Source organism: Pseudomonas sp. N-1-13, assembly GCF_057787095.1.
This window is the reverse complement of sequence record NZ_JBYNRI010000001.1, coordinates 3493802-3519968: the sequence shown is the minus strand read 5'-3', so window position 1 is coordinate 3519968 and position 26167 is coordinate 3493802. Positions and strand designations below refer to the sequence as shown.

Sequence of the window (26167 nt, the reverse complement as noted above, 5' to 3'; positions counted from 1 at the left end):
CCATGTGTGGACTCTGCGGTTTGCTAGGCGAAGACCTGCACTGGAGCGATCCCCTGGGCGATGAGCTGCCCAGGCGCCGCGAACGCCTGCGCCGCATCGCCGCGATCAATCAGGTACTGGCGGTGTTCCGGCTCAAGGTCGAAGATTTTCAGGGCGCCTCTTATCTGCTGCTCGGCGCGACCGGCAAGCAAGAGCTGGCGAGTGGCCTGGATCAGCTCTGGCGAGCGGCTGAAACCATGCTCGGTCGCCCGTTGGATCCCCTGGACCCGCATCTGTTGGATCACTTGGAGTCAGCCGTATGAGCATCGCTCTCAACGTCATCACCGGTTTCCTCGGCAGCGGCAAAACCACTTTGCTCAAGCGCCTGCTGCAAGGCGAAAGCCTCGGCGATACGGCTTTGCTGATCAACGAATTCGGTGACGTCGGCATCGACCATCTGCTGGTGGAAGAAGTCGCCCCGGATACCGTGCTGTTGCCCAGTGGCTGCGTGTGTTGCTCGATTCGTGGCGAACTCAAAGACGCGTTGCTCGCCCTGTTGCAACGCCGTGAGCGTGGCGAAATCCCGACGTTCAAAAGGGTCATCCTGGAGACCACCGGCCTGGCCGACCCGGCGCCGATCCTCGCCACATTGAACAACGATGTGCAATTGCGCGGGCGCTTGCATATCGGCCTGGTGGTCACCTTGGTCGATGCCAGCCACGCCGCGCTGCAAGAGCGCCTGCATCCGGAATGGCTTGCCCAGGTCGCCGCCGCGGACCGCTTGCTGTTGAGCAAGACCGACCTGATGGAGGACTGCGCCCCACTGCGCATGCACCTGCAAGCGCTCAATGCCGGTACGCCGATCCTCGATACATGCGACGTCCACAGCGGCGATCAGCTGTTGCTGGGTGAAGGTTTGCGCAGCGCCGAACCGACAGAGGAAGTCCGTCGCTGGCAACTGCATCGCAGTACCAGCGCCACCCACGGCGCCGCGCAAGTGTGCAGCCTGACCTTCGACCAGCCGTTGGATTGGGTCGGCTTCGGGGTTTGGTTGTCGATGCTGTTAAGATGCCACGGCGAACGAATTCTACGTGTCAAAGGACTGCTTAACGTGAACACCAGTAACGCCCCCATCGTCATCCATGGTGTGCAGCATTGCCTGCATGCCCCGGTGCACTTGTCTGCCTGGCCGGGCACTGATCGGCAGTCGCGTCTGGTGTTTATCCTGCGAGGTCTTGACCCCGCGCTGCTGCGGCGCTCCTTTGACGTGTTCTCTCAGCGGTTCGCCGCATGATCACACTCCGCGTCCTCGGCACCTCAGTGACCTTGCTCGAATGCCTGCGTGTACGTGCTGAACAGGAATTGGGCATTCACCTGGTGTACCAGGTGCACGATGTCGAGCAGGCCCAGCGCATCGCGGTGATGCAGCCCGACAGCTATGACCTGTACGACCAATGGTTCCACAACGTCGACTTCGTGTGGCCGGCCCGGGCGATCCAACCCATCGACACACGGCGCATTGCGTTGTGGCATGAGATCAACGACCTTCCCAAACGCGGCCGCCTCTCCGCCAACGATCGGTTGGGCAGTGGCAGCGTGCCGAGTGAGCGCTTATTCGTGCAGCACGATGGCAGCCTCGGCAGCACCGTCACCGAGCGCATCAGCATGCTGCCTTTGACCCATAATGCCGACAGTTTCGCCTACCGCCCCGAGCGCCTGCCTGAGGGTTTTCGCCACGACAATGAAAGTTGGGGTTGGTTGCTCGACCCTGCGTGGCGCGCGCGCACCGCACTGCAGAGCGATGCCGCGATCGGTGCCCTGGATGCCGCGCTGGCGGTGCAGGGCGCGGGACTGGCGCGCTTTAAGGACATCGGCAATATGAGCATCGAAGAGATCGATGTGCTGGCCGATATTCTGGTGCGCAAACAGAAGGAAGGTCACTTTGCGGCGTTCTGGTCCGATGACGAGGAGGCCGCGCAGTTGATGCTCAGCCCGAGCATCGATATCCAGAGCCTTTGGTCGCCGACCTTGATGCGCCTGCATCGCGCCGGGGTGAAATACCGTCTGGCGGTGCCTCGCGAGGGCTATCGCGCCTGGTTCGGCGGTTTGTCATTGTCGCGCCACGCCCAGGGCCCGGTGCTGGACGCGGCCTACGCCTACCTCAATTGGTGGTTGTCCGGCTGGCCCGGCGCGGTGATGGCGCGCCAGGGTTACTACATCGGCAACCCGGCGCGCAGTCGCGACCATCTGAGCAGTGCCGAGTGGGACTACTGGTACGCCGGTCAACCTGCGCGGGAGGAGTTGCTTGGCAGTGATGGTTTGCCGCTGATTGACATCGGTGATGTGCGCGATGGTGGTTCCTATGAGCAGCGCATGGGGCATATCGCTGTGTGGAACTCGGTGATGGATGAACACAATTATCTGGTGCGTCGCTGGGGCGATATTTTACGGGCGGGGGCGAAAAGCTCTCGCAGGCCATGAGTTTCTGAAATAGGCTCTGCGTTCGTCAGGGTTATTCCACTATCCGGTATCCCATAGCGCTAATGCCTTCACTCATGGCCACAGGCTGCTTTCGGCTAGAAGCAGGCACGCGCTCCAGTCTGTGAAACCGCTGGCAATCCGAACCCCAAAATTATTCTAACCTTTCGTATTGACATATCGGTAAATCTCGATATCCTGAGCGCATGGAACTGATCGAAATATTCAAAGCCCTCTCAAACCCTACGCGTCTTCAAATCCTGAAAGGTTTGAAGGATCCCGTAAAGAACTTCCCTCCGCAGGATGAGGGTGACGTTCTCACGGTCGGCGTCTGCGTCAGTAGTATTCAAGAGGGTATCGGACTGTCGCAGTCAACGGTGTCTGGCTATCTTGCCACGTTGCAACGAGTGGGCCTGGTCGAAGTCAGGCGTATCGGTCAGTGGACCTACTACAAGCGCAATGAAGCAACTATCAGCGCGCTTGCCGAGGTCATAGGGAAAGATCTGTAATTTTTTACCGTAACATATCGAGATATCTCGATATGCCATTTTATAGATACGAGGATTTACCATGAAAGCGATGATACTGAAGTCATTTGGCGGTCCTGAGTCGTTCGAGCTCCGCGACGTGCCCAAGCCCGTGCCGGGCACGGGACAGGTCCTGGTCCGGGTACACGCAACCTCGATCAACCCGTTGGATTATCAGGTTCGACGTGGCGACTATGCCGACCTGGTGCCACTGCCGGCCATTACCGGACACGACGTATCAGGCGTTGTCGAAGAAGTCGGGCCGGGTGTGACGAGCTTCGCTCCGGGAGACGAAGTCTGGTACACCCCGCAAATTTTCGACGGCCCAGGCAGTTATGCCGAGTACCACGTTGCGGCCGAAGGCATCATCGGGCGTAAACCGCAATCACTGAGCCACCTTGAGGCAGCAAGTCTGACCCTGGTTGGCGGGACGGTGTGGGAAGCACTGACCGTGCGAGCGGCGCTCAGAGTGGGGGAGAGCATTCTGATACACGGCGGCGCGGGAGGCGTAGGGCATGTCGCGATCCAGGTGGCAAAAGCCATTGGAGCGCGGGTCTTCACGACCGTGCGCGAAGCAAACTTTGAGTTCGCACGCAGCCTGGGTGCCGATGTGCTCATCGACTACGAAAAGGAGGATTACGTCGACGCCGTCATGCGCGAAACCGGTGGTCACGGCGTGGATGTGGTGTTCGACACCATCGGCGGCAACACACTGACGCGTAGCCCCGACGTGCTCGCCCAACTCGGCCGCCTAGTCTCGATTGTGGACATTGCCCAGCCGCAAAACCTTGTTCAGGCGTGGGGCAAGAACGCGAGTTATCACTTCGTTTTTACCCGACAAAACCGCGGCAAACTTGATGAGCTGAGCGCATTGGTCGAGCGCGGTCAACTGCGCCCGCATGTTGGTGCGGTCTATTCGCTGGCCGACATTGGGCTTGCCCACGCTCGACTGGAGAGCCCCAACAACGGCCTTCAGGGAAAAATCGCGATTGCAGTCGAGCCATCGCTCATCTCGTGAGTGCGTACTTTTAGTCAACTGAGCTTGTTGGAGGAATGCCATGATTTATGAAATCGCTCTGCTCCCCGTTCACAAAGAACGCATTGAAGCGTTCAGACACGCATTTGCCGAGGTCGCCCCTTTGCTCACCCGCGCAAAGGGTTACGGCGGCCACTTGCTAGCGCAAGGGATTGAAACCCCCCAGCAATTCAACCTGATCGTGCGCTGGGCTTCACTTGAGGATCACACGCCGGGCTTCGAAGCGAGTGAAGACCATCGGCTGTTCATGATGGGCCTGGAGGAATATTTTTCGGAAGAACCGAAGGTCTACCATATTGAGGGGGGGAGCTTTTAGGACTGACGAACATGATGCTTCCAACAATGCCGTCGGCATGGATGCTGCCGGCGCCTTGAGAGGCTTGAACTGGGACTAGGTGCCGGGTTTGAAGTCTTCTATGAAAGGCCCTAGATGTTTAGATTTAGACGTTTGAGCTGACCACCGTCCGCTTCTAGCCGAAAGCCGCCTCTCACCAATCGCCACCGGCCAATCTCGGCTATAGCTCCCGATTGTTCCAGTCAGGCAAAACTCTCACAGCATTACGAGCATCCGAAAGGGGCAGGTGACGTTACCCGTTTACATCCGGTGATGTTCCAGCAAGAAGTCCACGAATAACCGCACCCGCGCCGGCATTGCCGAACCACCTACGAACACCGCATGAATCGGCTCCCGGTCTCCGGGGTTCCAGGCTTCCAGCAGCGGTACCAGATCGCCGCGCCGCAGGTCCTCGGCTACGGTGAAATAGCCGATACGCGCGATGCCAGCGCCTACCCGTGCGAGTTGTGCCAGCGCTTCACCACTGCTGCATTCGATGTTGCCGCTGACCTTCAGGGAAAACTCATTTGCGTCGCGGATGAACGGCCAGTTGGGTTCGGCACGCCGGAAGTTGAAGCGCAGGCAGTTGTGCCGTAGCAGGTCTTCCGGTTCCCGGGGGATGCCGTGGCGCTGCAGATACTCGGGCGATGCCACCACGACCTGGCCGGTGTCGCCGATCCTTCGTGCGGTCAGGGGGCTGTCGGGCAGATGGCCAAAGCGTACCGCCACGTCGGCCTGGCCGCCGAGAATGTCGACCACTTCGTCGCCGAGGGTGAGGTCGACGACGATGTTCGGGTAGCGGGCGCTGAATGCTGCCACCAAGGGAACGATGGTCTGGCGCCCATGGCCGAGGGCGGCACTGACCCGTAAACGGCCCCGGGGCACGCCCTGGTCGGCGATGGCTTCTTCGACCTCGGCCATGTCGGCCAGGATACGGCGGGCGCCGCGCAGGTAAGCCTCGCCCTCGGCGGTGAAGGTGATCGCTCGGGTGGTGCGCAACAACAGGCGAGTGCCAAGACGTTGTTCAGTACGCGCGATGATCCGACTGACCGCCGAGGGGGTCAGCCCCAATGCACGCGCGGCGGCTGACAGGCTGCCTTCCTGCGCCACGGTGGCGAACACGCTCATTTCACCTGATCTGCCGTTGAAGTCCATTTGTGCTCCGTACGCAAAGGTGATTGCCAGAAATGCTATCTACCGCCTGAAAAATTTGGATCGTAGCATTGGCGGCATAGATAAGGAGCCTTCCATGCGTATCAATCCACCGCTTGTCGCACTCGCCATTGGTGCCTTTGGCATCGGCGTTACCGAGTTCGCCCCCATGGGCATGTTGCCGGGCATCGCTGCGGATCTCGGCGTATCCATTCCCGCCGCAGGTTTGTTGGTCAGTGCCTACGCCTTGGGTGTATTGCTCGGCGCGCCGCTGATGACCCTGACCACCGGCAGGATTCCCCGGCGCTATCTGCTGATCGGACTCATGGCGATTTTTACCCTGGGTAATCTGATGTCAGCCCTGGCTACCGATTACTACAGCCTCATGGTCGCCAGAGTGGTGACCTCACTGAACCACGGCGCGTTTTTTGGCGTCGGCTCCATCGTCGCCGCTAGCGTGGTCGCCCCGGAGAAACGCGCCGGGGCGGTTGCGGCCATGTTCTTGGGCCTGACCCTGGCCACCATCGGCGGTGTGCCGTTGGCCGCCTGGTTTGGCGAACTGTTCGGCTGGCGCACCGCATTCTGGGGTATTACCGGACTCGGCGTGGTAACCATGGCCGCGTTGTGGTTCGCGCTACCAAATCTGCAAGCGCCACAAAGCGTCGGTGTACTGGCCGAAATTCGGGTGCTGGGCCGTGGACCGGTGCTGGGGGCGTTGGCCCTGACCGTAGTCGGCTCGGGTGCAATGTTTACCGTCTTCACCTACATCGCGCCGATCCTCAGCAGCGAAACCCATGCATCAACCGCGTACATCACCGCCATGCTGATGCTGTTCGGTGTGGGGTTGACGCTGGGCAACATGTGGGGCGGCAAGGCCGCCGACCGCTCGATAGATCGCACCCTGATCGTTTCGCTGAGCGTGCTGATTCTGGTCTTGTTGGCATTCACCGTATTGATGCGTTGGCCGCTGCCGGCCGCCGTTGCCATCCTGATATGGGGTGTCGCCAGCTTCGCCCTGGTGCCGCCGCTACAGATGCGCGTCATGGAAGCCGCCAAGGACGCACCCAATCTGGCCTCGGCGGTGAACATCGGCGCCTTCAACTTGGGTAACGCGATGGGTGCAGCGCTGGGCGGAGCGGTGATCAATACCGGGCTGGGTTATCCGGCGATTTCCCTGGCTGGAGCGGCAATGGCGGGTCTGGGGCTGCTGATGGTGTTGGCTTTTGCCTGGCGTTCCAGAACGATTGCAACTGCGGTGGTGTGACGATGATGTGAGGGGGGCTCCCTTTAGCTGCGGGCCCTTTTAGCTGAAAGCAACTGGCGCTTGACTTAGAGCGCACTCTAACCAATAGCCTCCTTGTTGCACCGCCAATACGGCCAGGTCCGTTGCGCGGCTTAAACAAGGAGACAGGTCATGACATTTAAAAAACTGAGCGCTGTAACCGGGCTCGTGCTTTCAGCAATCGCAATTCCGGCGTCGGCAACTGAACCGGATAGTCGACGAGTGAAAGGGGTCGAGACCCTGGAAAGAATCACCGGGACCACCGGCAACAACGTGGTCAAGTCGCTTAGCGATATCTCGCCCGAGCTGGGTGAATGGATAGTCGATTTCGCCTATGGTGATGTGTTTTCCAGGCCTGGTGTCGCTCTGTGCACACGTGAGTTGGCAACCATCTCGGCCCTCACCGCATTGGGGAACGCGCAACCTCAACTCAAGGTGCATATAGAGGGGGCGCTGAATGTGGGTTGCAAACCTGAGGAGATCGTTGAAATCATCATCCAGATGGCGGTGTATGCTGGTTTTCCCAGCGCGTTGAATGGCATCAGCGCAGCGCGGGAAGTGTTTGCCAAACGAGGCATCAAAGTTGTTGCCGCACCTCCCGAGTGAGCGGGACGGGTGCATTACCGAACACCGATGGCCAAGGATTGTGCTTATGAACGCCTACCAGACGATTGACCAGGTCGCCAAGCGCACCGGCCTTACGGCCTATACCCTGCGCTACTACGAACGCATCGGCCTGTTGGCACCGGTCGCCCGTGCGGCCGGCGGGCAACGGCTTTATGCGCCGACTGATATGGCGTGGCTGGAGTTTTTGCTGCGTTTACGCACCACTCACATGACCATCGGCAAAATGCAAACATTCGCCAAGCTGCGCAGCGCTGGGGACTCAACGATTGCCGAACGCCGCCAGATGCTGGAGAGCCATTTACAGGATGTACAGGCCGAAGTTGCTGCCATGCAAAAGGCCGTTGCTGCACTGCAAGTCAAGATTGACCACTACCGTGCGCTTGAGGCCAAGGAGGAAGGTTAGGATCTGCTCTGTTGGTCGACTCCCGCCCATCACGACAAGCAGAGTCTCGCTGAAATCCTTCATGGCCGCGAGCGAAGTGGGCACCTTGAGACTATGCTCAGTGTCACTGCAGGCAATGTACTGATTTCGGTTTTCAGCCGCCAAGGAAAGGAGTCTGTATGTCTCTGGTTCTTCGTGCCCGGTTCTATGATTGGAATGACCGAATGAGCAATCCGGTAACCGGTGCCCAGGGGCGCAGCTTGCTCAATGGGCAATATCTCCTCAGTTCGTGAGCGTTTGGGCGCTTCATTCACAGGGTCGACGATCTCCAATCTGAAGGCCGACTTCTCCAACCAGGTCGAGCAGTCGATCCAGACTGTCGGCAAATGCAGGTGGATTACTTTTGGTAAATCCCAAGGAAATGGAGAGCCGCATGAACACTAAACCACTCCACACAATCTTATGGCGCCTCGCCGGCTGCGTGACCGGGCTGGCGATGGTTGTCGCCAATCCAGCCCAAGCTGCCGATGGCGGCATCGCCGGCGGCCCTACCTCAAGCTATAGCATTGCCTTCAGCAACTCCTACGCGGGCAGTGATTTCCGCAAAGTGATGGTGCGCAACTGGCAGGAGGTGGCGGCCCAAGCACAAAAGGATGGCTTGGTCCGCGAGGCTCCGGTGGTCAGCGCCAATAACTCGGCGGCGGAACAGGCGGCCCATATCCAGGACATGATCGTCAAAGGCGTGAACGCTATCGTCATCCTGGCCGCGTCCGACACGGCCCTCAACGGGGTGATTCGCGATGCATGCAACGCTGGCATCGTGGTGGTCGTCATGGCCAGTCTGGTCTCCGAAGGCTGCGTCTATACCGTGGACTACAACTGGTCCGCCATGGGCCGCGTGGAAATGGATTATATTGCCGAGCGCCTCAAGGGGAACGGAACACTCCTGGAGATCCGCGGCATTGCCGGCGATGCCACCGATAAAAACATCAGCGACGGCATTCGCAAGGCCGCCAGCGACTACCCGGGCCTGAGGTTCGCCAAGACCGTGTACGGGAACTGGACGGCGTCCGTCGCACGCAAGGAGGTGGCGCTGGCACTGCCGTCGCTGCCCAGCATTGATGCCGTCGCGACTCAGGGGGGCGACGGTTATGGCGCGGCCATGGCGTTCAAGGCGGCGGGGCGCCCTTTGCCGATCATTGTGATGGGGAACCGTCAGGACGAACTTGCCCTGTGGAAACAGGAGCGCGATGCCAATGGCTACGAGACCGTCTCGGTCTCCGCCTCCCCAAGCGTTTCCCAGGTGGGGTTCTGGGTGGCCCAGCAGATTCTGGCGGGCAAGCAAGTGCCGAAGTTCGTCGAGGTGCCGCTGGTACGCATCGATGCGAAGGACCTGGACGCTTGGCTCGCCACTATGCCGGTGGGCGGCGCCGCCAATCCTTTCTACAGCCAGGCTTCCGTTGCGGCGATGATCGACGCGGCCGTCAACCATACGGCGCCGCCGACGCCTTTGCCGGAGGTGACGAAGCAGTAGTGGTGGGCGGGGAGCGAGGAGGCGAGGCGCGGTGCTGACATTCAGGCCCACCACAGACAGGCCCATTGCCGTCAGGATCGGGCTGGCGGTCGCCGCACTGGTGTTCCTGATGCTGGCGGTGTCGCTAGTGAACCTCTATGGCCTGCGAGGCATGGTTCGTTCGGTGGATTCGGCCAGCCATTCCGCAGAAATTCTGGCCTCGGTCAACGGGGCCACCGAGCGGGTGGAAAACTTCATCGCCACCCGCGACCAGGAAAGCCTCTCCCAAGCCGAAGGCATGGTGGCGACCGCTATTGCCGGCCTTACCGCCATTGCGGTGGCAGAGGCGCAATCGCTCAAGGGCGGTCTGGACAGGCTCGCCGCGGCGATCGCCGCTTTGCGGGCGGCAACCCTGACCATGGATGGCGAAACGGAGAACATGACAGCCCACTACGGCCGGATGCGAGAGGCGACGATCCTGGTCGAACAGGGCATCGCCGATGGGCTGAAGGGGCTTGACGCCCGCACCGCTGAGCACCAGGCGCAGGTGAGCAACATTGAAAGCGCCCATCGCATCCTGGATATCCTGCGCAACGGCGAACGGATCATCATCGCCAATGTGGCCAAGATGCTGGTGACCGGTGATGGGGCGGCCGCGGCGCACAGCGCTTGCGCGGCACTCCCGCCGGTGGTCGAGCAATTGCGCGAGGTGATGGGGGAGCCGCAGGAGAGAGAGCCCCTGGACCAGTTGGCAACAGCGGTCGTTGCTACCTGCGTGACGGTAGAGCACCTTGGCGAGGCGCCCAAGTTGCGGGGAGGCGAGGCGTTGCGGCAGCTCGCCGTCGTCGGGAATGTGGTCGAGCACCTCGAGGCAATGTTGAGTGAGGTGGATGGGCGCGTTGCTCATGATGCAAGCGACATTCAGGCAGCCACCGGCTTGCTGCACAATGCCGCCGCGTTGTCCAAGCGTTTCGCCGAGCGTGTTGCCACCCTGGAGGCGCAGACCCTGTCGTTTCGCCTGTCACCGTCAGCCGAGGTCGCCAGCTCTGTCGGCCACATCCTTGATGAACTTTCCCGTCTCGCGCGCGTTCTGCCTTCGTCCGTGGGGCCGCAAGCCAAGGCTACGCCTCTGACGGTCAGCGATCAGATTGCCGGCTACCGGGCGGCATTCGCCAGGTTCCATCAGGCAAGCAACGCTTTGAGCGATGCACGCGATCAGGTTCGCGACGAGGCTCGCAGCGCCGGCCAGTTGGTTGCGCGCTTCGCTGGAGAGGCGCGCTCCGACGCCTTGGTCCACAATGATCGCGGCATGCTTGCGACGATAATTGCAGGTACCGTCGCCATCCTGCTAGCCGGCGCCATCGCCTGGAGCACGTCGCGATTTATCGCACAGCCCATCGTGGCCCTGGCCTCGGTCATGCGCAGGCTTGCGGCCGGCGACCTGAACGCCGAGATCGCCAGTGCCGGACGCGGTGACGAGATTGGAATCATGACCCGCGCCGTACGGGTGTTCCAGGAGAATGCCCTGCGCATCCGGGTGCTGGAGGCTGAGGCTGAAGCCGAACGACAGCAAGTGCAGGCCTCCTTGGAGAGAATGGTCGCCGAACGGACCGACACGCTGCATCAACAGACCGAGGTGCTGGAGGCGCAGGCCGTCGAGCTCATTCAGGCGCGCAACCAGGCCGAGACGGCCAACCAGGCAAAGAGCGATTTCGTCGCCACGGTCAGCCACGAACTGCGCACCCCCCTGACCCTCATTCTCGCCCCCCTGGAGCAGCTCTCGGCGGCGACCATCCCGCCGGCGGACTGGCATGTGCAAATCGACCGCGCCCAACGCAACGCACTGCGCTTGATGAACCGGGTGAATGACATTCTCGATTTCTCCAAAGCCGAAGCGGGCAAGTTTGAGGTGTGTCCGGCGCCAATTGACTTGAACAAGATGGTGGGTGTGCTGGCCGAGGATGCCGCCATGGTGGCCGAGGGCAAAGGCTGCACTCTGACCAGCAGCATCGATCCTGCGCTCGGCACGGTGTTCCTGGACCCCCGACACTTCGAGAAGATTCTTCTCAACCTGGTGAGCAATGCCATCAAGTTCACGTCCGCTGGCGGCACCGTGCACCTGGCAGTGACGCTGATTGATGGCGAGCGTTTTGAACTCGCGGTGCAAGACTCGGGGATCGGCATTGCGCCTGACAAACTGCCGTTGCTGTTCCAGCGTTTTTCCCAGATCGACAACTCCGCCACGCGCCACTACAGCGGCACAGGCATCGGTCTGGCCCTGGTCAAGGATCTGGCCGAACTGATGGGGGGCGAAGTGGGCGTGAACAGCGAGCCTGGACGGGGTTCGTGCTTCTTTGTTCGACTTCCGCTGGGGGCCGAGCAAAACACCGTGCCGAGCGAAGCCAGCAATATGCAGGAGCGATCGTCATCGAGCACAACAAGCACTATTGAGCAGCGCCACTTGCGTTTCGACGACGGCCACCAAGGCAGTCGCAACGACCAAGTCGTGACGCAAGGCGCAGGCGACGAGCAGCACCCGGAACACGCCTTGCGATCCAGAGTGCTGGTGGTCGACGACAGCCCGGAAATGCTCAGCTATCTCAGAGAACTTTTGCAAAACGATTACATCGTCGCCACCGCAGTTGATGGCGAGCAGGCCTGGGCACTCCTGCAGCGTCGACCCATCGATGTGGTCGTTTCGGATGTGATGATGCCGAAACTCGATGGCTTTGGCCTGACAGCCAGAATCAAAGCCAGCGCCGGTTTTGCCCATTTACCGGTGATCCTGGTGACCGCCCGTGGCGGTAGCGAGGCCTGCGTCTCCGGGCTGGAGAGTGGCGCCGATGACTATATCGCCAAACCCTTCTCGCCGCTGGAGCTCATGGCTCGCGTGCGCGCGGCGCTCCGCATGAGTCACGTGCAAACCGAACTGCATGCAAAATCCCGTCAGGCGGGCATGGCCGAAATCGCTACGACTGTGCTGCACAACGTCGGCAACGTCCTCAACAGCGTGAACGTATCGGCAGAACTGGTCAGCAGCCTGATGCGCACCTCCAAAGCCCAGGGGCTGGGCAAGGTGGCTCAGATGATGAACGAACACGTCCATGACTTGAGCGATTTTCTCACCACAGACCACAAAGGAAAGATGTTGCCCGGCTACCTGCTCAAGCTGGCGGAGGTGGTGGCGATAGAGCAACAGGGCATCATCGAAGAGCTCGGACAACTCACCAAGGGCATTGACCACATCAAAACCATTGTCGCTGCCCAGCAGTCCTATGCCGTTGCTGTCAGTATCGTCGAGACAGTACCGGTCCCGGAGTTGATCGATGATGCCTTGCGCATGAGTGCTGGATCACTGGCGCGCCAGGAGGTGACGGTGGTCAAGGACATTGCCGACTTGCCCTTGCTGCCGCTGGACCGGCACCGGATGCTGCTGATTCTGGTGAACCTGATCCGCAATGCCAAACAAGCAATGAACGGCGTGATCGATCGCAGCCCGTGCATCACGTTCAGCGCCTTGCTGGCTGACGGGCCAGCATTGCGTATCACCGTGACCGACAACGGCAATGGGATTGCACCAGAGCATCTGGCGCGGCTCTTTTCCCATGGCTTCACTACTCGCAAAGACGGTCACGGTTTCGGCCTGCACAGCTGCGCGCTGGCCGCGCAGGAAATGGGGGGCAGCTTGACCGTGCACAGCGACGGGGCTGGACAGGGCGCAATCTGGTCCGCAGACGCAGTGATGAGCACCAGATGTCAGGAAATCATTTGGAAGCGAGTCCCAGATAGACCCAGTACAGCAGGGCAGTTGCGCCGATGGCAGGTCCTGACATGCAAACGGCTATCCAGCCAAATCGCCAGATATGTGACTTAATTACAATGTGGTCACAAGTTGTCAACCGCCTTTGAGGTGAGTAAGCTGACCGCATGAACCAGCCAATATCCCCCAGCGTCCGTGGCCCAGTCGACCATGACATCCGAGACCAGATTGTCGCGGCGGCCAATGAGCATTTCAGTCAATACGGTTACGGCAAGACCACGGTGTCCGACCTGGCCAAGGCCATCGGGTTTTCCAAGGCTTACATCTACAAGTTCTTTGATTCCAAGCAGGCAATCGGCGAAGCCATTTGCAAAAATTGTCTGGCGCAAATCGTTGCCGCCGTGGAGCAGGCCATCAACGTGGAAGGCCTCTCACCTACGGAGCGCTTTAGACGCATGGTCAAAACACTGATGGTCACGGGCGCGGACCTGTTCTTCAACGACCGCAAGCTTTACGACATCGCCGCGTTCTCGGCCTCGGAGCGTTGGCCAAGCTCGCAGGTTTATAATGCCCGGATCAAAGACTTTGTTCTGCAGATCGTACGAGAGGGGCGAGAGCTCGGTGAGTTCGAGCGCAGGACGCCACTGGACGAGACGGTAGACGCGATACATCTGGCGCTCCAGCCTTTCGTCAATCCTTTGCTATTGCAGTACAACCTCGATCGCATCGAGGATGCCCCGACGCTCACCTCCAATCTCATCCTGCGTAGCCTCATGCCCTGAGCTTCGGCTGAGGGTTGCATTGCCGTTGCAACCTATTCCCGCGTGGTCCCTGCGATTTTACCTTCTGAGTGAAGGCATCTATTTGTCTGAATTGTGACTGTTGACACAAATGGTCACATGAATAAGTATGGCGCATCTGTTCTCAAGAGATCGCCATGATCCAGCGCCGCCTTCAGCTTAGGTCTTCACCGATTCCATCCACCCGTTTCGATTGGGAGAGGGCAACGCCTGCGTGCTGCTTGGTGGGGATCACGACCGGTCAGTTCAGGGGAGCGTTGATATGACCAGCTTTGCCCAGATGCTGCAGCAATTCGATCCAGACTCACCTTTTATTGCACCACCCAACTGGCTACAGGGGCGCACTGTCTTTGGGGGCCTGTCTGCGGCGCTGTCGCTGCAAGCGGTTTTGCGTGAGTGTCCGACAGATTTCCCGCCGTTCAGGTCAGCCCAGGTGTCGTTCATTGGTCCTGTCACACAGGCCCAGACATTCGAAACCAGCGTGTTGCGTCAAGGGCGGTCAGTCACCTCGGTAGCGGTCGACTGTATGTCGGGCGATGACCTGGCACTGCGCACCACGCTGTTATTCGCTCAGCCGCGCGAAAGCAAAATCACCCACAGCTCCTGGGGAAGACCGCTTGTAGAGGGGCCATCCAAATACCCCACGCTGGTTCTGGATAGCAACGTCGCACCGGCTTGCGCCCATAACTTCGAGATGCGCGCGGCGGGCGGTTCATTGCCAGTATCTGGCGCAGAAAATCCCGAACTGTTGATGTGGGTGCGCCACCTGGATGCACAGGGGGTGGACCCGGCCGTCGCCTTGGTTGCGCTCGCTGACAGTTTGCCGCCGGCCGCCATGACCTGCTTCACCGAGCCCGCCGCCATCAGCTCTGCGTCCTGGATGATTGATCTACCGCAGCCGGCCGTTGCTGGTGAATGGTTTCTCATCAGTTCTTTCAGCCAGCAGGCTCTGGAAGGTTACTCATTGCAAGATATGGAAATCTGGGACGAAAGCGGTCGACGAGTGCTTTGGGCGCGTCAGACCGTGGCAATTTTCACATAACACAACCACCCGCTTCATTCACCTCAGCTACTGCTGTAAGAGTTCTAATAATGAAAAAAATATGGCTCAAGACCCCGCTAGGTCTCGCTGTTGCGCTCGCCACTTCTCATGTGCTGGCGAGCGGTTTCGCGCTCAATGAGCAAAGCATCAGTGGGATGGGATCCGGGTTTGCCGGTCGCTCGTCTTCTGCTGAAGATGCGAGCACCGTTTTTGGCAATCCGGCGGGCATGTCTCGCTTGAAGAGGGAGCAGGTCAGTCTGGGGGCGGCGACGCTTTTCGCCAAGTCCGACATCAGCCAGACTCGCAGCACCTTCGGTGGCCAGCAGGACGGCGATATGGTGCCAGCGACCACGGTGCCGATGGGTTACTACGTCAAACCCATTGATGAGCACTGGGCGTTCGGTGTTGGTTTTTATGTTCCTTTCGGCCTGATTACCGACTATGGCAGCGGTTTCGCCGGGCGTTATTACGCCAACAAAAGCGAGGTCACGACCCTTACGTTCCAGCCCACTGTAAGCTATGCCTTTAACGACAAAGTGTCGATCGGGTTCGGTCCTACCATCAACCGTATCAGCGGTGAGTTGTCCGGGATGGTGCCCAACCCTCTCAGCCCTGGGCGCAATGATGGAAAACTCAAAAGCACCGGCGACGACACGGCCCTGGGTTTCAACGCGGGGATCCTGGTGCAGGCTACTGACCGAACCCGCTTAGGTCTGACGTACCACTCCAAAGTCAGTTATCACTTGGACGCCAAGACTAAGGTTACTGGTGGAGTCTTCAGCTTGCTGGGCGTCAGCGGCCAGAGCTATGACGCTTCGCTGGATGTGGATACACCGGAGTCGGTGGACTTCTCGGTGACTCATCAGCTCAACGATGACTGGACGCTTTATGCAGGGACCACCTGGACACGCTGGAGTCGCTTCAAGGAACTGGTCATCCAGAACTCGGGTTTGCCTCCTTTGCTCAGTGGCTCGCTGGGCACCGTTGCCGAAGAGCAGAACTGGCATGACACGTGGGCCCACGCCATCGGTACGGCGTACCGGTTGAACAACCAGTGGGTGCTTCGCGCAGGCTTGTCGGTCGACCAGTCGCCCGCCAACAACACCGACCGCGGGCCACGTATTCCTACGGGCGACCGGACGGTGATCAGCTTCGGTGCAGGCTGGACGCCGGTGGACGATGTCACGATCGACGTTGCCTATTCTTATCTGTGGGAAGAGAGCGTGCAGGTCAATCACACCTCAGCGACCCGGGGCGCCTACAGCTCCACGTATAAGAACAGTGCCAGCGGCCTCGGTGCTTCTGTCAGCTATCGCTTCTGATTGATTGCCGCTTTACGATAGCGAAAAGGCCGGGAGCACAGGTTGCTTCCGGCCTTTTTGTAGGCATTCCTTTCCCTTCGGGAAGGCCTCCACATCGCCCACTCAGACGCCCATGACGTGCGCCATGATGCCTTGGTGAAACCGGCGAGGCGTGGCCCAGGTCAAGACCGTAATCGCTTTGTTGCCAAAGCCTGGCACGACACTCATGCGTCCGGCTTGCAGCGCACGGATTCCCGCAGCGACAACGGGCTGGGGCTGCATCATCACCATTTTCAGGGCCGGTGTGAGCTTTTGCCTGGCGCTTTGTGCAAATCCGGTGTCCGACATCCCGGGGCAAAGTGCGGTCACGACGACGCCGTCGGTTTTGAGTTCACGATGAAGCGCGTCAGAGAAGCGAAGCACATAGGCCTTCGCGGCAGAGTAAACGGCGAAATTCTTCACGCCCTGGAAGGCCAGCAGGCTGGCAACCATCAGGATATGTCCGCGTTTTCGGGCCCGCATGTCAGTCGCGAAGAGGCGCGTCAGGGCTGTCAGGCTGGCGATGTCCAAATCGATCATGGCCAGGGATTGTTCTACGGATTGATCCAGGAAGGGTCCCTGCAAGCCATGACCGGCATTGTTGATGAGCACATCGATCACGACACCGCGCTCGCTCAGTCGCTGATACAGTTCGATGATCGCCGGAATCGAGGACAGGTCGACTTGCTCGACGAGCACCTCAACGTCGAAGCGTTCGCGCAACTGCGCCGACAGGGCTTGAAGTTTATCCAAGCGGCGTGCTACCAGGACCAGCGATTTCCCTTGTGCTGCGTACTGCCGGGCAAACTCCTCGCCAAATCCGCTCGACGCGCCCGTGATGAGCACCCAAGAGTTATCGTTCGTTTTCATATTGCTGTTCTCTGCTGGTTTTAGCTGAAGGAGGAGGGCGCGCAGGTGGTGCCACGTCACCTGGTTACGTCATCGACTTGCCACAGGCTCGGCGTGAGAAGGCTGCCAGCCACCACCCAGTGCCCTGAACGCGGCGACCGCCGCTCGTGCCGATTCGGTTCGCGCTTGCGCTCGGGCATCGGAAGCTCGCAGCAGTGTTTCGTCGGCTTGCAGGACGTCGATGAGGCTGGCGGTGCCTTTCTCATAGGCAATGAACGAGGATTGACGAGCCTGAGTCAGAGCTGTCTCTGCTGCGGTGAGGGTGGTTGCCTGGGCTTCGCGATTGACCAACGAGGAGAACGCGTTCTCGACATCCTCGCTGGCACGCAGCGCGGACTGGCGATAAGCGGCCAGGGCCTCGGCTTCCTGCCCCTTGGCTTGATCGATCTGTGCGTTGATACGGCCAAAGTCGAAGAGCCTCCAGCGCAGTCCCAATACACCCGCCGACTGGCTGGCGCCGCCGGTAAAAAGGTTGCCGGCGGATACGGCGGTGGCGCTACCGAGCAGCGCGCTGAGGGAGAATTTTGGATAGTACTCAGCAACGGCCTCTGCGATGCGTGCATTGGAGGCCGCTAGACGGCGCTCGGCCACGATGAGATCGGGCCGGCGGCGCAGCAGATCGGCGGGCGTTCCCATGGCGGTTATCTGGGGTGCCAGAGGAATGCTCCGCGCATTGGCCAGTTGTGTGCGATGCGTGCCGGGCGGCGTGCCAAGCATGATGTCCAGTGCGTTCATCGCAGCATCCAGGCCAATTTGCAGGACCGGCACTGTCGCTTGGACCTGTGCCAAGGCGCCCTCGGTCTGGCGAACCTGATAGCTGGCGGCGAGGCCCTTGCTGTAGAGCAGTTGGACCTTCTCCAGCAGTTCCTGCTGCGTTTTGACCTGTTGGTTCGCAATGCCCAAACGGGTCTGCAATCCGCGGACAGTGATGTAGATGTCGGCGGTCTGCGCAGCGACGGCCAGGCGGGTGGCCGTGGCGCCCGCTGCGGACGCCTGGTATTCGACCAGGGCGGCCTCGCGTGACCGGCGCAGGCTGCCAAACAAATCGACCTCCCAGCTGGCCCCGAGGTTGAGTTCGTAAGCGTTTCCATACCGATCATAGCCAGGCGTTGAATTCAGCACCTGGCCGAGTGGGGTTTCGACTGACTGATAGGCGCGCGCGGCTTGCCCGCTGATATTGCCCGAGGGCAGCAAAGCAGCATCGGCCGCACCCAGGCCGGCCCGCGCCTGCGCGACGCGCGCCGAGGCCTGCGCCAGGTCCAGGTTCTGCTCAAGTGCCTTGGCGACGAATTCGGTCAGCGCTGGGTCATCAAAGCCTTCCCACCAAGCTACGAGACTGGCCGGCATCGTCGCGTGCCGCTGTTCGACAGAGGGCTGACCGAGGAAACGGTCCGATAGCGCAGTGTCCGGACGGTGATAGTCCGGACCAACGGCGCAGCCTGCCATCAAGCTGGCACTCAGTATCAGAGCAGCGGGGTGGAGTGGCGACATGGAGATTCCTGAAGTGGAGATTGATGTGTGACCATATTATATATTGGTCACTCTCTGTCAATGAACTCCTCATGGGTGGGTGCGCTCGCTGGTGGCTAGAGTCGCAATAAGTGTTGAGAGAATTGTAATTTAGTCTCTGGCCGCAATAGTTGTGACCATTGACAGTATTGGTCACACGCCAGAGAATGTGGCACCTGTTTCTATTCTTCAAGTAGGGAATCTATGCGCCGGCTTCGACCTGTCACCCTTGCCGCTTGCTTGTTGCCTCTCGTCCTGACGGCGTGTGGCGACTCTTCCACCGTCCAAGATCCGCGCACGCTCGCTCCTTTGGTGAGGGTCTCTGAAGTTCAGGATTCGTCCGGCCTCTGGCGTTCATTCACCGGAGTCGTGGCGGCTCGCGTCCAGAGTGACTTGGGTTTCCGAGTGTCGGGCAAGGTGCTTGAGCGTCTGGTCGATACCGGGCAGACCGTCAAGCGTGGTCAGCCGCTCATGCGTCTGGATCCCATCGACTTAGGCTTGCAAGCACGAGCGCAGCAAGAAGCGGTCACTGCCGCCAAAGCCCGAGCCAAACAGACCGCAGATGACGAGGCTCGTTATCGTGAGCTGGTGGCCGCGGGCGCCATTTCCGCATCGGGCTACGATCAGATCAAAGCCGCAGCCGATACCGCGAAAGCACAACTCAGCGCCGCGCAAGCTCAGGCTGACGTGGCCCGGAATGCGTCGGGCTATGCCGTACTGCTGGCAGACGCCGATGGCGTGGTCATGGAGACGCTCGCCGAACCCGGGCAGGTGGTCAGCCCTGGGCAGCCGGTGGTTCGACTGGCACGGGCCGGTCAGCGCGAAGCCATCGTGCAATTGCCAGAAACCTTGCGTCCGGCCGCAGGGTCCACCGCGCAGGCGACGCTTTACGGCAACACTTCGGCCGCTGTCACTGCCAAGCTGAGGTTGCTGTCGGATTCGGCTGACCGTGTGACGCGCACCTTTGAGGCGCGGTATGTCTTGGCGGGCGGGCTGGCCAATGCGCCGCTGGGTTCGACCGTCACCCTTCGGATCGCCGAAGACGCCGCGCAAGGGCCGGTCCTGCAAGTTCCGATCGCTGCCCTCTATGACCCGGGCAAGGGAACCGGTGTGTGGGTCATTGCCGGCGAACCGGCGAAAGTCAGCTGGCGGCCTGTTCAGGTCCTGGGCTTGAGTGACGACGCTGCCCGAGTTGCAGGTGAGCTCAAGGTTGGCGAGCGCATTGTCGCGCTGGGCGCGCATCTACTGCGCGATGGCGAGGAAGTGCGACTGAGCCCACAGGGTGACGTGAAGGTTGCCGGGGGCCGTCAATGAGTCTCAATTTATCGGCACTCGCCGTTCGCGAGCGCTCCATTACCGTGTTCCTGATCTTTCTGATTGCCGTCGCGGGTACCTTGGCGTTCTTCCAGTTGGGGCGTGCCGAGGACCCGCCGTTTACGGTCAAGCAGTTGACCGTCATCACTGCATGGCCGGGCGCGACTGCCCAGGAGATGCAGGACCAAGTCGCCGAGCCGCTGGAAAAGCGCCTGCAAGAACTGAAGTGGTACGACCGCACGGAAACCTACACCCGTCCAGGTCTGGCTTTCACCATGGTCTCGCTGGTCGATCGCACGCCACCCTCGCAAGTGCAGGAGGAGTTCTATCAGGCGCGCAAGAAACTCGACGATGAGGCCACTCGGCTGCCGGCGGGCGTCATTGGGCCGATGGTCAATGACGAGTATTCGGACGTTACCTTCGCGCTGTTCGCCCTGAAGGCCAAAGGCGAACCGCAGCGCCTGCTGGTGCGAGATGCCGAAGCGTTGCGCCAGCGCCTGTTGCATGTGGCGGGCGTGAAGAAGGTCAACATCATCGGTGAGCAGCCCGAGCGAATCTTTGTGTCGTTCTCCCATGATCGACTGGCGACCTTGGGCGTCTCGCCCCAGGATATCTTCGCCGCGCTGAACAGCCAGAATCTGCTCACGCCTGCTGGCTCGATCGAAACCAAAGGGCCGCAAGTCGTCCTGCGGGTGGACGGTGCCTTCGATAAATTGGCGAAAATTCGCGATACACCGCTTGCGATCCAGGGGCGCACGCTGAAACTCTCGGACGTCGCGACAGTCGAGCGCGGATATGAAGATCCGGCCACCTTCCTGGTTCGCAATAACGGCGAAGAGGCGCTGCTGCTGGGGATAATAATGCGCGAGGGCTGGAACGGCCTGGACCTGGGCAAGGCTCTGGACGCCGAGACGACCAAGATCAATGAAGGCATGCCACTGGGCATGACGCTGACCAAGGTCACCGATCAAGCCGTGAACATCGACTCGGCCGTCGGTGAGTTCATGGTCAAGTTTTTTGTCGCGCTGCTGGTTGTCATGCTCGTTTGCTTTCTCAGCATGGGCTGGCGTGTAGGCGTTGTGGTCGCAGCCGCCGTACCGTTGACGCTGGCGATAGTGTTTGTGGTGATGGCGGCCACCGGAAAGAACTTCGACCGGATTACCCTGGGTTCGCTGATCCTGGCGCTTGGGCTGTTGGTGGACGACGCGATCATCGCGATCGAAATGATGGTGGTAAAGATGGAGGAGGGCTACGACCGGATCAAAGCGTCCGCGTATGCCTGGAGCCACACCGCCGCGCCGATGCTGTCCGGTACCCTGGTGACGGCGATTGGCTTCATGCCCAACGGCTTTGCGCAATCGACCGCCGGCGAATACACCAGCAACATGTTCTGGATCGTCGGCATCGCCCTGATCGCCTCCTGGGTCGTCGCGGTGGCTTTTACCCCTTATCTTGGGGTGAAGCTATTGCCGGATATCAAGCCGGTCGAGGGCGGTCACGCGGCTATCTACAACACGCGTCATTACAATCGCTTTCGCCAGCTCCTGACCCGCGTCATCGCGCGCAAATGGTGGGTGGCCGGCACCGTGGTCGCGACATTTGTCGTGGCGATTCTCGGCATGAGCCTGGTCAAGAAGCAATTCTTCCCGACCTCAGACCGTCCCGAGGTATTGGTCGAGGTGCAGATGCCCTATGGAACCTCCATCGAGCAGACCAGCGCCGCCACGGCCAAGGTCGAGGCCTGGTTGCAAAAGCAGGATGAGGCGAAAATCGTCACCGCCTATATCGGTCAAGGTGCGCCACGCTTCTACCTGGCGATGGCGCCGGAGCTTCCTGACCCGTCCTTCGCCAAGATTGTGGTGCTGACGAGCAGCCAGGAGGCCCGTGAAACCCTCAAGTTCCGTCTTCGCGAAGCGGTCGCCGAAGGGCTTGCCCCGCAGGCGCGGGTGCGGGTGACTCAACTGGTGTTTGGTCCGTATTCGCCATTCCCCGTGGCTTACCGGGTCATGGGCCCCGATCCGTCAACGTTGCGCGAGATCGCCGGTCGGGTACAGGACGTCATGCAAGCGAGCCCGATGATGCGGACCGTCAATACCGACTGGGGGCCACTGACGCCGACGCTGCATTTCAGCCTGGATCAAGATCGTTTGCAGGCGGTGGGCCTGACCTCGAATGCCGTCGCCCAGCAGTTGCAGTTCCTGCTCACGGGGGTGCCGATTACGGCGGTTCGCGAGGACATCCGTTCGGTGCAAGTGGTTGGTCGCGCTGCGGGCGATATTCGACTCGATCCCGCCAAGATCGAAGGTTTTACCCTGGTGGGCACGGCGGGACAGCGTATTCCGCTGTCCCAGGTCGGCGAGGTGGATGTGCGCATGGAGGACCCAATCCTGCGGCGGCGTGATCGCACGCCGACCATTACCGTGCGCGGCGACATTGCCGAAGGCTTGCAGCCACCGGACGTCTCGAGCGCAATCCTCAAACAACTGCAGCCGATCATGGACACCCTTCCTGACGGGTACCGGATCGAGCAGGCGGGGGCCATCGAGGAGTCGGGCAAGGCCGGCCAGGCGATCGTGCCGCTGCTGCCGATCATGGTTGCCCTGACGCTGCTGATCATCATCCTCCAGGTACGCTCGATCTCGGCGATGGTCATGGTGTTCTTCACCGCGCCGCTGGGATTGATTGGCGTGGTGCCGACCTTGCTGATCTTCCAGCAGCCGTTTGGAATCAACGCCCTGGTCGGGCTGATCGCGCTCTCGGGCATTTTGATGCGCAATACGCTGATTTTGATTGGGCAAATCCACCACAACGCGCAAGAAGGGCTGGACCCGTTCCACGCGGTGATCGAGGCCACCGTGCAACGGGCCCGGCCGGTGCTGCTCACGGCGCTGGCGGCCATCCTGGCATTCATCCCCCTGACGCATTCTGTCTTCTGGGGGACGCTGGCCTACACGCTGATCGGAGGGACCTTCGTCGGCACCATCATGACGCTGGTGTTTCTGCCGGCTATGTATTCCATCTGGTTCAAGATCCATCCTGACAAACAGGTCCAAACTGAAACAGCGAGGCTGGCGTAAGTCAGCAGACGCATGCTGTTGTCAGTGGATGTCGACTGAGAAATGAAGAGGTTTTTATGATGACTGCCGAAGGTCAAAAGCGAATCGTCGTCACAGGCATGGGCATTGTCAGCCCCCTGGGTTGTGCAGTGGAAGAAGTCTGGCTGAGGTTGCTGGCGGGACGTTCCGGTATTCGTAACCTGTCTGGCGATATCACCGAGGGTACCGGCGTTGCGGTGGGCGGCCAGGTGCCGTCTCTGCAAGAGGATGCCGTTGCGGGGTATGACCCCGAGCGCTTCATCTCGGTCAAGGATCGCAAGAAGATGGACCGTTTCATCGAGTTTGCCCTGGTCGCCGCCGATGAAGCCCTGGCGCAGGCAGGCTGGCATCCGACGCAAGCCTCAGACCAGGAACGCACCGCGACGATCATTTCATCGGGCGTCGGTGGCTTTGGCGCAATTGCCGACGCTGTACGCACCACCGATGCGCGTGGGCCGCGCCGCTTGTCGCCATTCACCGCGCCGGCCTTTCTCGCCAACATGGCGGCCGGGCACGTTTCTATCCGGCATGCGCTCAAGGGGCCTCTCGGTGCGCCTGTAACGGCTTGTGCCGCCGGGGTGCAAGCCATTGGAGATGCGGCCAGGCTCATCAGAAGCGGTGAGGCGGATATCGCTATATGTGGCGGTACCGAAGCGGCGATAGACCGTGTGACCCTGGGCTGTTTTGCCGCCGCCCGCGCACTGTCCACGGGCTTTGCCGAGCACCCTCAGGAGGCCTCGCGTCCCTTTGATCGCGATCGTGACGGTTTCGTCATGGCCGAAGGGGCCGGGCTGCTGGTGATCGAGTCGCTGGAGCATGCCTTGGCTCGAGGTGCCAAGCCCCTGGCCGAACTGGTCGGCTATGGCACCAGCGCCGATGCCTATCACCTGACCGCAGGCCCGGAAGACGGCAGCGGCGCACGGCGCGCCATGCAGCAGGCTCTGCGCCAGGCGGGGGTCAGCCCTGCGGACGTGCAGCATATCAATGCCCACGCGACCTCCACACAGGTGGGCGATAACGGGGAGTTGGCAGCGATTCGCTCGGTGTTCGGGGCTGACTCTGGCGTGGCTATCACCTCGACCAAGTCCGCTACCGGGCATCTTTTGGGGGCGGCGGGGGGCATTGAAGCGATCTTCACCGTGCTCGCGCTGCGTGATCAGGTCGTACCGCCGACGCTGAACCTGCTTCATCCCGATGAAGCCGCAGAAGGGCTCGATCTGGTCGCCCTCAATGCCCGGAAGATGCCGATCACCCATGCGCTCTCGAATGGATTCGGGTTCGGGGGAGTTAACGCCAGCGTCCTGTTTCGTCGTTGGGATGCAAAATAGAGACGGCGAACTCACACCGGTTGTGTCACCTTCCGATGCACCCATCGTGCTTCGCTTTGCAGCTCCAGGACCTGCCAATGGAAGCGCTCAAGCGAAGCATTGTGGCCGACGCTGATCAGGATCGTTTCCGGCAGCGTCTCTTTGAGCAGTTGATAGCAGCGCGCCTCGTTGGTTGAATCCAGTGCCGAACTGCTCTCGTCGAGGAACAGCACCGTCGGGCGGGCCAGCAAGGCCCTGACGAACGCACAGCGTTGCTGTTCGCCGACGCTGAGGGTCTGCGCCCAGTCCCGCTCTTGCTCCAACAGATCGCTCAGGTGCTGCAGGCCAACTTGCTCCATGGCCTGGCGCAGCGCGGCATCTTCTTCGCGACGGGGTGGGTTGGGGTACCACAGCGCTTCACGCAGACTGCCCAACGGCAGGTAGGGTTTCTGCGCAAGCGTCAGGGCACGCTCACGGTCATAACAGCTTGAGCCGCGAGCGTGATGCCAAAGTCCGGTAATCGTGCGGATCAGCGTCGATTTGCCGTAGCCGGACGGCGCGCGGATCATCAGGCTGTCACCGGGCTTGAGCGACAGATTGAAGTCTTTGAACAACGGCCGGCCGTTCGGCAGCCAGATGTCCAGGTCCTTGATATCGAGACCGTCGGCCTGTTGTTCGAGCCTGACCTGGGACTTGACTTCAACGTTATCCAGGCGCTCCTGGAAGCCGATCAAGCGGTCGATCACCGACTTCCATTCCGACAGCTCCGGGAACACGCTCACCAGGTAGGCGATGGCGGCGTGCACTTCGCCGAAGGCCGCGCTTATCTGTGTCAGGCGGCCGAGGGGAAAGGCGCCGGCAAAGAACTGTGGCGCCATGATGAACATCGGGATGACCGTTGCGCTGCGCAAGTAGAAGGTCGAGTAGCCCATGATCAGCTTCTGTTTTTTCACCAGCGCCCAGAAGTTCTCCAGCGCCGCCTCCAGGCGGTGGTTGAAGCGTTCGTTCTCTACGACTTCGCCGCGGTATTGCGCTACCGAGTCAGCGTTCTCCCGCAGGCGGATGAGCGAGAAACGAAAATCCGCTTCACGTCGCTGCTGCATGAAATTCAGGCTGGGCAGCGCGCGTCCCAGCCAGAAGGCCAGGCCGGTGCCCAGGAGCGCATACACCAGGGCGATCCACACCAGCAGTCCCGGAATGATGATGGACTGGTCGTTGAACGGCACGCTGACCAGGCTTGAGGCCTGCCAGAGGATATGCAGGAAGGAAAACAGCGACACCACCGAAGTCAACAGGCCCAGGCTCAATTTGAGCGACTTGACGATGAACAGGTCGATGTCTTCGGCGATCCGCTGATCGGGGTTGTCGACCTCGGTTTCTGTCAGCTTCAGCTTCTGGTAGCGCTGGCTGTCCAGCCATTGATCAAGCATGTTGCGGGTCGCCCAGCGCCGCCAGCGGATGGTCAGCTTCTGCTGGAAGTGGAACGCGCCCACGGTGAAGGCGGCCGTGCCGATCTGCAGCAGGATGAACTGCAGGCTGCCGATCAGGAAACCGTGGTAGTCCAGGGCCTGCAAGGCATTATAGAAATGCAGGTTCCAGAAGTTGGTGAGGATGTTGACCCCGACCAGGCACAGGGTCATCAGCACGGTGGCCAACAGCAGCAACAGGGCCGGGTACTTTTCCTCGGATGCCCAGAAAGGCCGCGCGAGACGCCAGAAATTGCGGAGTGTGTGCATGTGGTCTTGGTGAGCCTGGTCGCTAACGACGTTGAGTTTGCAGGG

21 protein-coding genes and 2 pseudogenes are annotated in these 26167 nt (G+C 60.6%); 19 read left to right on the top strand and 4 right to left on the bottom strand.

Annotation, left to right across the window (positions count from 1 at the left end):
* Positions 1-2: 2 nt before the first annotated feature.
* The 6 genes from AC3I65_RS15720 to AC3I65_RS15695 all read left to right on the top strand — a co-directional run bounded on the left by AC3I65_RS15720 (position 3) and on the right by AC3I65_RS15695 (position 4336).
* The gene (locus tag AC3I65_RS15720; RefSeq protein WP_047229666.1) at positions 3-302 is read left to right on the top strand and encodes a hypothetical protein; all 300 of its coding nucleotides are present in this window, start codon (positions 3-5) and stop codon (positions 300-302) included.
* A complete protein-coding gene (locus tag AC3I65_RS15715) occupies positions 299-1273 on the top strand; it encodes a CobW family GTP-binding protein (RefSeq protein WP_488523980.1) in 975 nt (324 codons plus the stop codon). The genes AC3I65_RS15720 and AC3I65_RS15715 overlap by 4 nt, the downstream gene beginning before the upstream one ends.
* Positions 1270-2460: an ABC transporter substrate-binding protein gene (locus AC3I65_RS15710; protein WP_281460081.1), complete on the top strand. Its 1191-nt coding sequence runs from the start codon at positions 1270-1272 to the stop codon at positions 2458-2460. Before AC3I65_RS15715 ends, AC3I65_RS15710 begins: the two co-directional genes overlap by 4 nt.
* A gap of 203 nt (positions 2461-2663) precedes the next feature.
* Positions 2664-2966, top strand: coding sequence for an ArsR/SmtB family transcription factor (locus tag AC3I65_RS15705; RefSeq protein ID WP_047230144.1), 303 nt, complete (start codon positions 2664-2666; stop codon positions 2964-2966).
* 61 nt (positions 2967-3027) lie between these two features.
* Complete coding sequence (locus AC3I65_RS15700) at positions 3028-4002, top strand: zinc-dependent alcohol dehydrogenase family protein (RefSeq protein WP_487777106.1); 975 nt, start codon at positions 3028-3030, stop codon at positions 4000-4002.
* A gap of 40 nt (positions 4003-4042) precedes the next feature.
* Positions 4043-4336 carry an antibiotic biosynthesis monooxygenase family protein gene (locus AC3I65_RS15695; protein ID WP_139049732.1) on the top strand — a complete coding sequence of 98 codons (294 nt, stop codon included), beginning with the start codon at positions 4043-4045 and terminating at the stop codon, positions 4334-4336.
* A 279-nt stretch (positions 4337-4615) separates the two neighbouring features.
* On the opposite strand, the gene AC3I65_RS15690 is transcribed toward AC3I65_RS15695, so the two are convergent.
* Positions 4616-5509: a LysR family transcriptional regulator gene (locus tag AC3I65_RS15690; protein WP_047230141.1), complete on the bottom strand. Its 894-nt coding sequence runs from the start codon at positions 5507-5509 to the stop codon at positions 4616-4618.
* Positions 5510-5603: 94 nt separating this feature from the next.
* Here AC3I65_RS15690 and AC3I65_RS15685 point away from each other — a divergent pair, with 94 nt between their 5' ends.
* The 10 genes and pseudogenes from AC3I65_RS15685 (at position 5604) to AC3I65_RS15640 (ending at position 16234) form a co-directional block, all read left to right on the top strand.
* A complete protein-coding gene (locus AC3I65_RS15685) occupies positions 5604-6770 on the top strand; it encodes an MFS transporter (RefSeq protein ID WP_488523979.1) in 1167 nt (388 codons plus the stop codon).
* Positions 6771-6920: 150 nt separating this feature from the next.
* Entirely contained in the window at positions 6921-7394 is a 474-nt protein-coding gene (locus AC3I65_RS15680; RefSeq protein ID WP_047230140.1) for a carboxymuconolactone decarboxylase family protein, read from the top strand.
* A 46-nt stretch (positions 7395-7440) separates the two neighbouring features.
* On the top strand, positions 7441-7818 hold the full coding sequence (locus AC3I65_RS15675) for a MerR family transcriptional regulator (RefSeq protein WP_047230139.1): 378 nt from the start codon (positions 7441-7443) through the stop codon (positions 7816-7818).
* 412 nt (positions 7819-8230) lie between these two features.
* Positions 8231-9331 carry a substrate-binding domain-containing protein gene (locus AC3I65_RS15670; protein ID WP_488523978.1) on the top strand — a complete coding sequence of 367 codons (1101 nt, stop codon included), beginning with the start codon at positions 8231-8233 and terminating at the stop codon, positions 9329-9331.
* Between the two features lie 109 nt (positions 9332-9440).
* Positions 9441-11669, top strand: a pseudogene (locus tag AC3I65_RS15665) (sensor histidine kinase); the annotation flags it as partial.
* A 51-nt stretch (positions 11670-11720) separates the two neighbouring features.
* Positions 11721-12218 (top strand): annotated as a pseudogene (locus tag AC3I65_RS15660) (response regulator transcription factor); the annotation flags it as partial.
* A complete protein-coding gene (locus AC3I65_RS15655) occupies positions 12192-13184 on the top strand; it encodes a sensor histidine kinase (RefSeq protein WP_488524317.1) in 993 nt (330 codons plus the stop codon). The pseudogene AC3I65_RS15660 and the gene AC3I65_RS15655, both read left to right, overlap by 27 nt.
* Before the next feature lie 53 nt (positions 13185-13237).
* A complete protein-coding gene (locus AC3I65_RS15650; RefSeq protein WP_047230136.1) occupies positions 13238-13852 on the top strand; it encodes a TetR/AcrR family transcriptional regulator in 615 nt (204 codons plus the stop codon).
* Between the two features lie 280 nt (positions 13853-14132).
* Entirely contained in the window at positions 14133-14912 is a 780-nt protein-coding gene (locus tag AC3I65_RS15645; protein WP_160894303.1) for a thioesterase family protein, read from the top strand.
* A gap of 50 nt (positions 14913-14962) precedes the next feature.
* Positions 14963-16234, top strand: a complete 1272-nt coding sequence (locus tag AC3I65_RS15640) for an OmpP1/FadL family transporter (protein ID WP_076384114.1) — start codon at positions 14963-14965, stop codon at positions 16232-16234.
* Between the two features lie 102 nt (positions 16235-16336).
* On the opposite strand, the gene AC3I65_RS15635 is transcribed toward AC3I65_RS15640, so the two are convergent.
* Positions 16337-17122, bottom strand: a complete 786-nt coding sequence (locus AC3I65_RS15635) for an SDR family NAD(P)-dependent oxidoreductase (protein WP_488523977.1) — start codon at positions 17120-17122, stop codon at positions 16337-16339.
* 69 nt (positions 17123-17191) lie between these two features.
* A complete protein-coding gene (locus tag AC3I65_RS15630) occupies positions 17192-18652 on the bottom strand; it encodes an efflux transporter outer membrane subunit (RefSeq protein ID WP_488523976.1) in 1461 nt (486 codons plus the stop codon).
* A gap of 222 nt (positions 18653-18874) precedes the next feature.
* Between AC3I65_RS15630 and AC3I65_RS15625 the strand changes: the two genes are divergently transcribed.
* Genes AC3I65_RS15625 through fabF form a run of 3 tightly spaced genes read left to right on the top strand, consistent with a single transcriptional unit; the run spans position 18875 to position 24407 of the window.
* Positions 18875-19984: an efflux RND transporter periplasmic adaptor subunit gene (locus AC3I65_RS15625; RefSeq protein WP_445576686.1), complete on the top strand. Its 1110-nt coding sequence runs from the start codon at positions 18875-18877 to the stop codon at positions 19982-19984.
* Positions 19981-23061: an efflux RND transporter permease subunit gene (locus tag AC3I65_RS15620; RefSeq protein WP_339488668.1), complete on the top strand. Its 3081-nt coding sequence runs from the start codon at positions 19981-19983 to the stop codon at positions 23059-23061. The genes AC3I65_RS15625 and AC3I65_RS15620 overlap by 4 nt, the downstream gene beginning before the upstream one ends.
* 56 nt (positions 23062-23117) lie before the next feature.
* Positions 23118-24407, top strand: a complete 1290-nt coding sequence (gene fabF / locus AC3I65_RS15615) for a beta-ketoacyl-ACP synthase II (RefSeq protein ID WP_076384122.1) — start codon at positions 23118-23120, stop codon at positions 24405-24407.
* 11 nt (positions 24408-24418) lie between these two features.
* Here the strand turns inward: fabF and AC3I65_RS15610 are convergent, their stop codons facing one another.
* Positions 24419-26122, bottom strand: a complete 1704-nt coding sequence (locus AC3I65_RS15610) for an ABC transporter ATP-binding protein/permease (RefSeq protein ID WP_488523975.1) — start codon at positions 26120-26122, stop codon at positions 24419-24421.
* Positions 26123-26167: the final 45 nt, after the last annotated feature.

What these genes read in the sequence shown, in the direction of transcription:
- AC3I65_RS15720 (WP_047229666.1), top strand. Translation starts at nt 3, where the DNA reads ATGTGTGGACTCTGCGGTTTGCTAGGCGAAGACCTGCACTGGAGCGAT.
- AC3I65_RS15715 (WP_488523980.1), top strand. Translation starts at nt 299, where the DNA reads ATGAGCATCGCTCTCAACGTCATCACCGGTTTCCTCGGCAGCGGCAAA.
- AC3I65_RS15710 (WP_281460081.1), top strand. Translation starts at nt 1,270, where the DNA reads ATGATCACACTCCGCGTCCTCGGCACCTCAGTGACCTTGCTCGAATGC.
- AC3I65_RS15705 (WP_047230144.1), top strand. Translation starts at nt 2,664, where the DNA reads ATGGAACTGATCGAAATATTCAAAGCCCTCTCAAACCCTACGCGTCTT.
- AC3I65_RS15700 (WP_487777106.1), top strand. Translation starts at nt 3,028, where the DNA reads ATGAAAGCGATGATACTGAAGTCATTTGGCGGTCCTGAGTCGTTCGAG.
- AC3I65_RS15695 (WP_139049732.1), top strand. Translation starts at nt 4,043, where the DNA reads ATGATTTATGAAATCGCTCTGCTCCCCGTTCACAAAGAACGCATTGAA.
- AC3I65_RS15690 (WP_047230141.1), bottom strand. Translation starts at nt 5,509, where the DNA reads ATGGACTTCAACGGCAGATCAGGTGAAATGAGCGTGTTCGCCACCGTG.
- AC3I65_RS15685 (WP_488523979.1), top strand. Translation starts at nt 5,604, where the DNA reads ATGCGTATCAATCCACCGCTTGTCGCACTCGCCATTGGTGCCTTTGGC.
- AC3I65_RS15680 (WP_047230140.1), top strand. Translation starts at nt 6,921, where the DNA reads ATGACATTTAAAAAACTGAGCGCTGTAACCGGGCTCGTGCTTTCAGCA.
- AC3I65_RS15675 (WP_047230139.1), top strand. Translation starts at nt 7,441, where the DNA reads ATGAACGCCTACCAGACGATTGACCAGGTCGCCAAGCGCACCGGCCTT.
- AC3I65_RS15670 (WP_488523978.1), top strand. Translation starts at nt 8,231, where the DNA reads ATGAACACTAAACCACTCCACACAATCTTATGGCGCCTCGCCGGCTGC.
- AC3I65_RS15655 (WP_488524317.1), top strand. Translation starts at nt 12,192, where the DNA reads ATGGCTCGCGTGCGCGCGGCGCTCCGCATGAGTCACGTGCAAACCGAA.
- AC3I65_RS15650 (WP_047230136.1), top strand. Translation starts at nt 13,238, where the DNA reads ATGAACCAGCCAATATCCCCCAGCGTCCGTGGCCCAGTCGACCATGAC.
- AC3I65_RS15645 (WP_160894303.1), top strand. Translation starts at nt 14,133, where the DNA reads ATGACCAGCTTTGCCCAGATGCTGCAGCAATTCGATCCAGACTCACCT.
- AC3I65_RS15640 (WP_076384114.1), top strand. Translation starts at nt 14,963, where the DNA reads ATGAAAAAAATATGGCTCAAGACCCCGCTAGGTCTCGCTGTTGCGCTC.
- AC3I65_RS15635 (WP_488523977.1), bottom strand. Translation starts at nt 17,122, where the DNA reads ATGAAAACGAACGATAACTCTTGGGTGCTCATCACGGGCGCGTCGAGC.
- AC3I65_RS15630 (WP_488523976.1), bottom strand. Translation starts at nt 18,652, where the DNA reads ATGTCGCCACTCCACCCCGCTGCTCTGATACTGAGTGCCAGCTTGATG.
- AC3I65_RS15625 (WP_445576686.1), top strand. Translation starts at nt 18,875, where the DNA reads ATGCGCCGGCTTCGACCTGTCACCCTTGCCGCTTGCTTGTTGCCTCTC.
- AC3I65_RS15620 (WP_339488668.1), top strand. Translation starts at nt 19,981, where the DNA reads ATGAGTCTCAATTTATCGGCACTCGCCGTTCGCGAGCGCTCCATTACC.
- fabF (WP_076384122.1), top strand. Translation starts at nt 23,118, where the DNA reads ATGATGACTGCCGAAGGTCAAAAGCGAATCGTCGTCACAGGCATGGGC.
- AC3I65_RS15610 (WP_488523975.1), bottom strand. Translation starts at nt 26,122, where the DNA reads ATGCACACACTCCGCAATTTCTGGCGTCTCGCGCGGCCTTTCTGGGCA.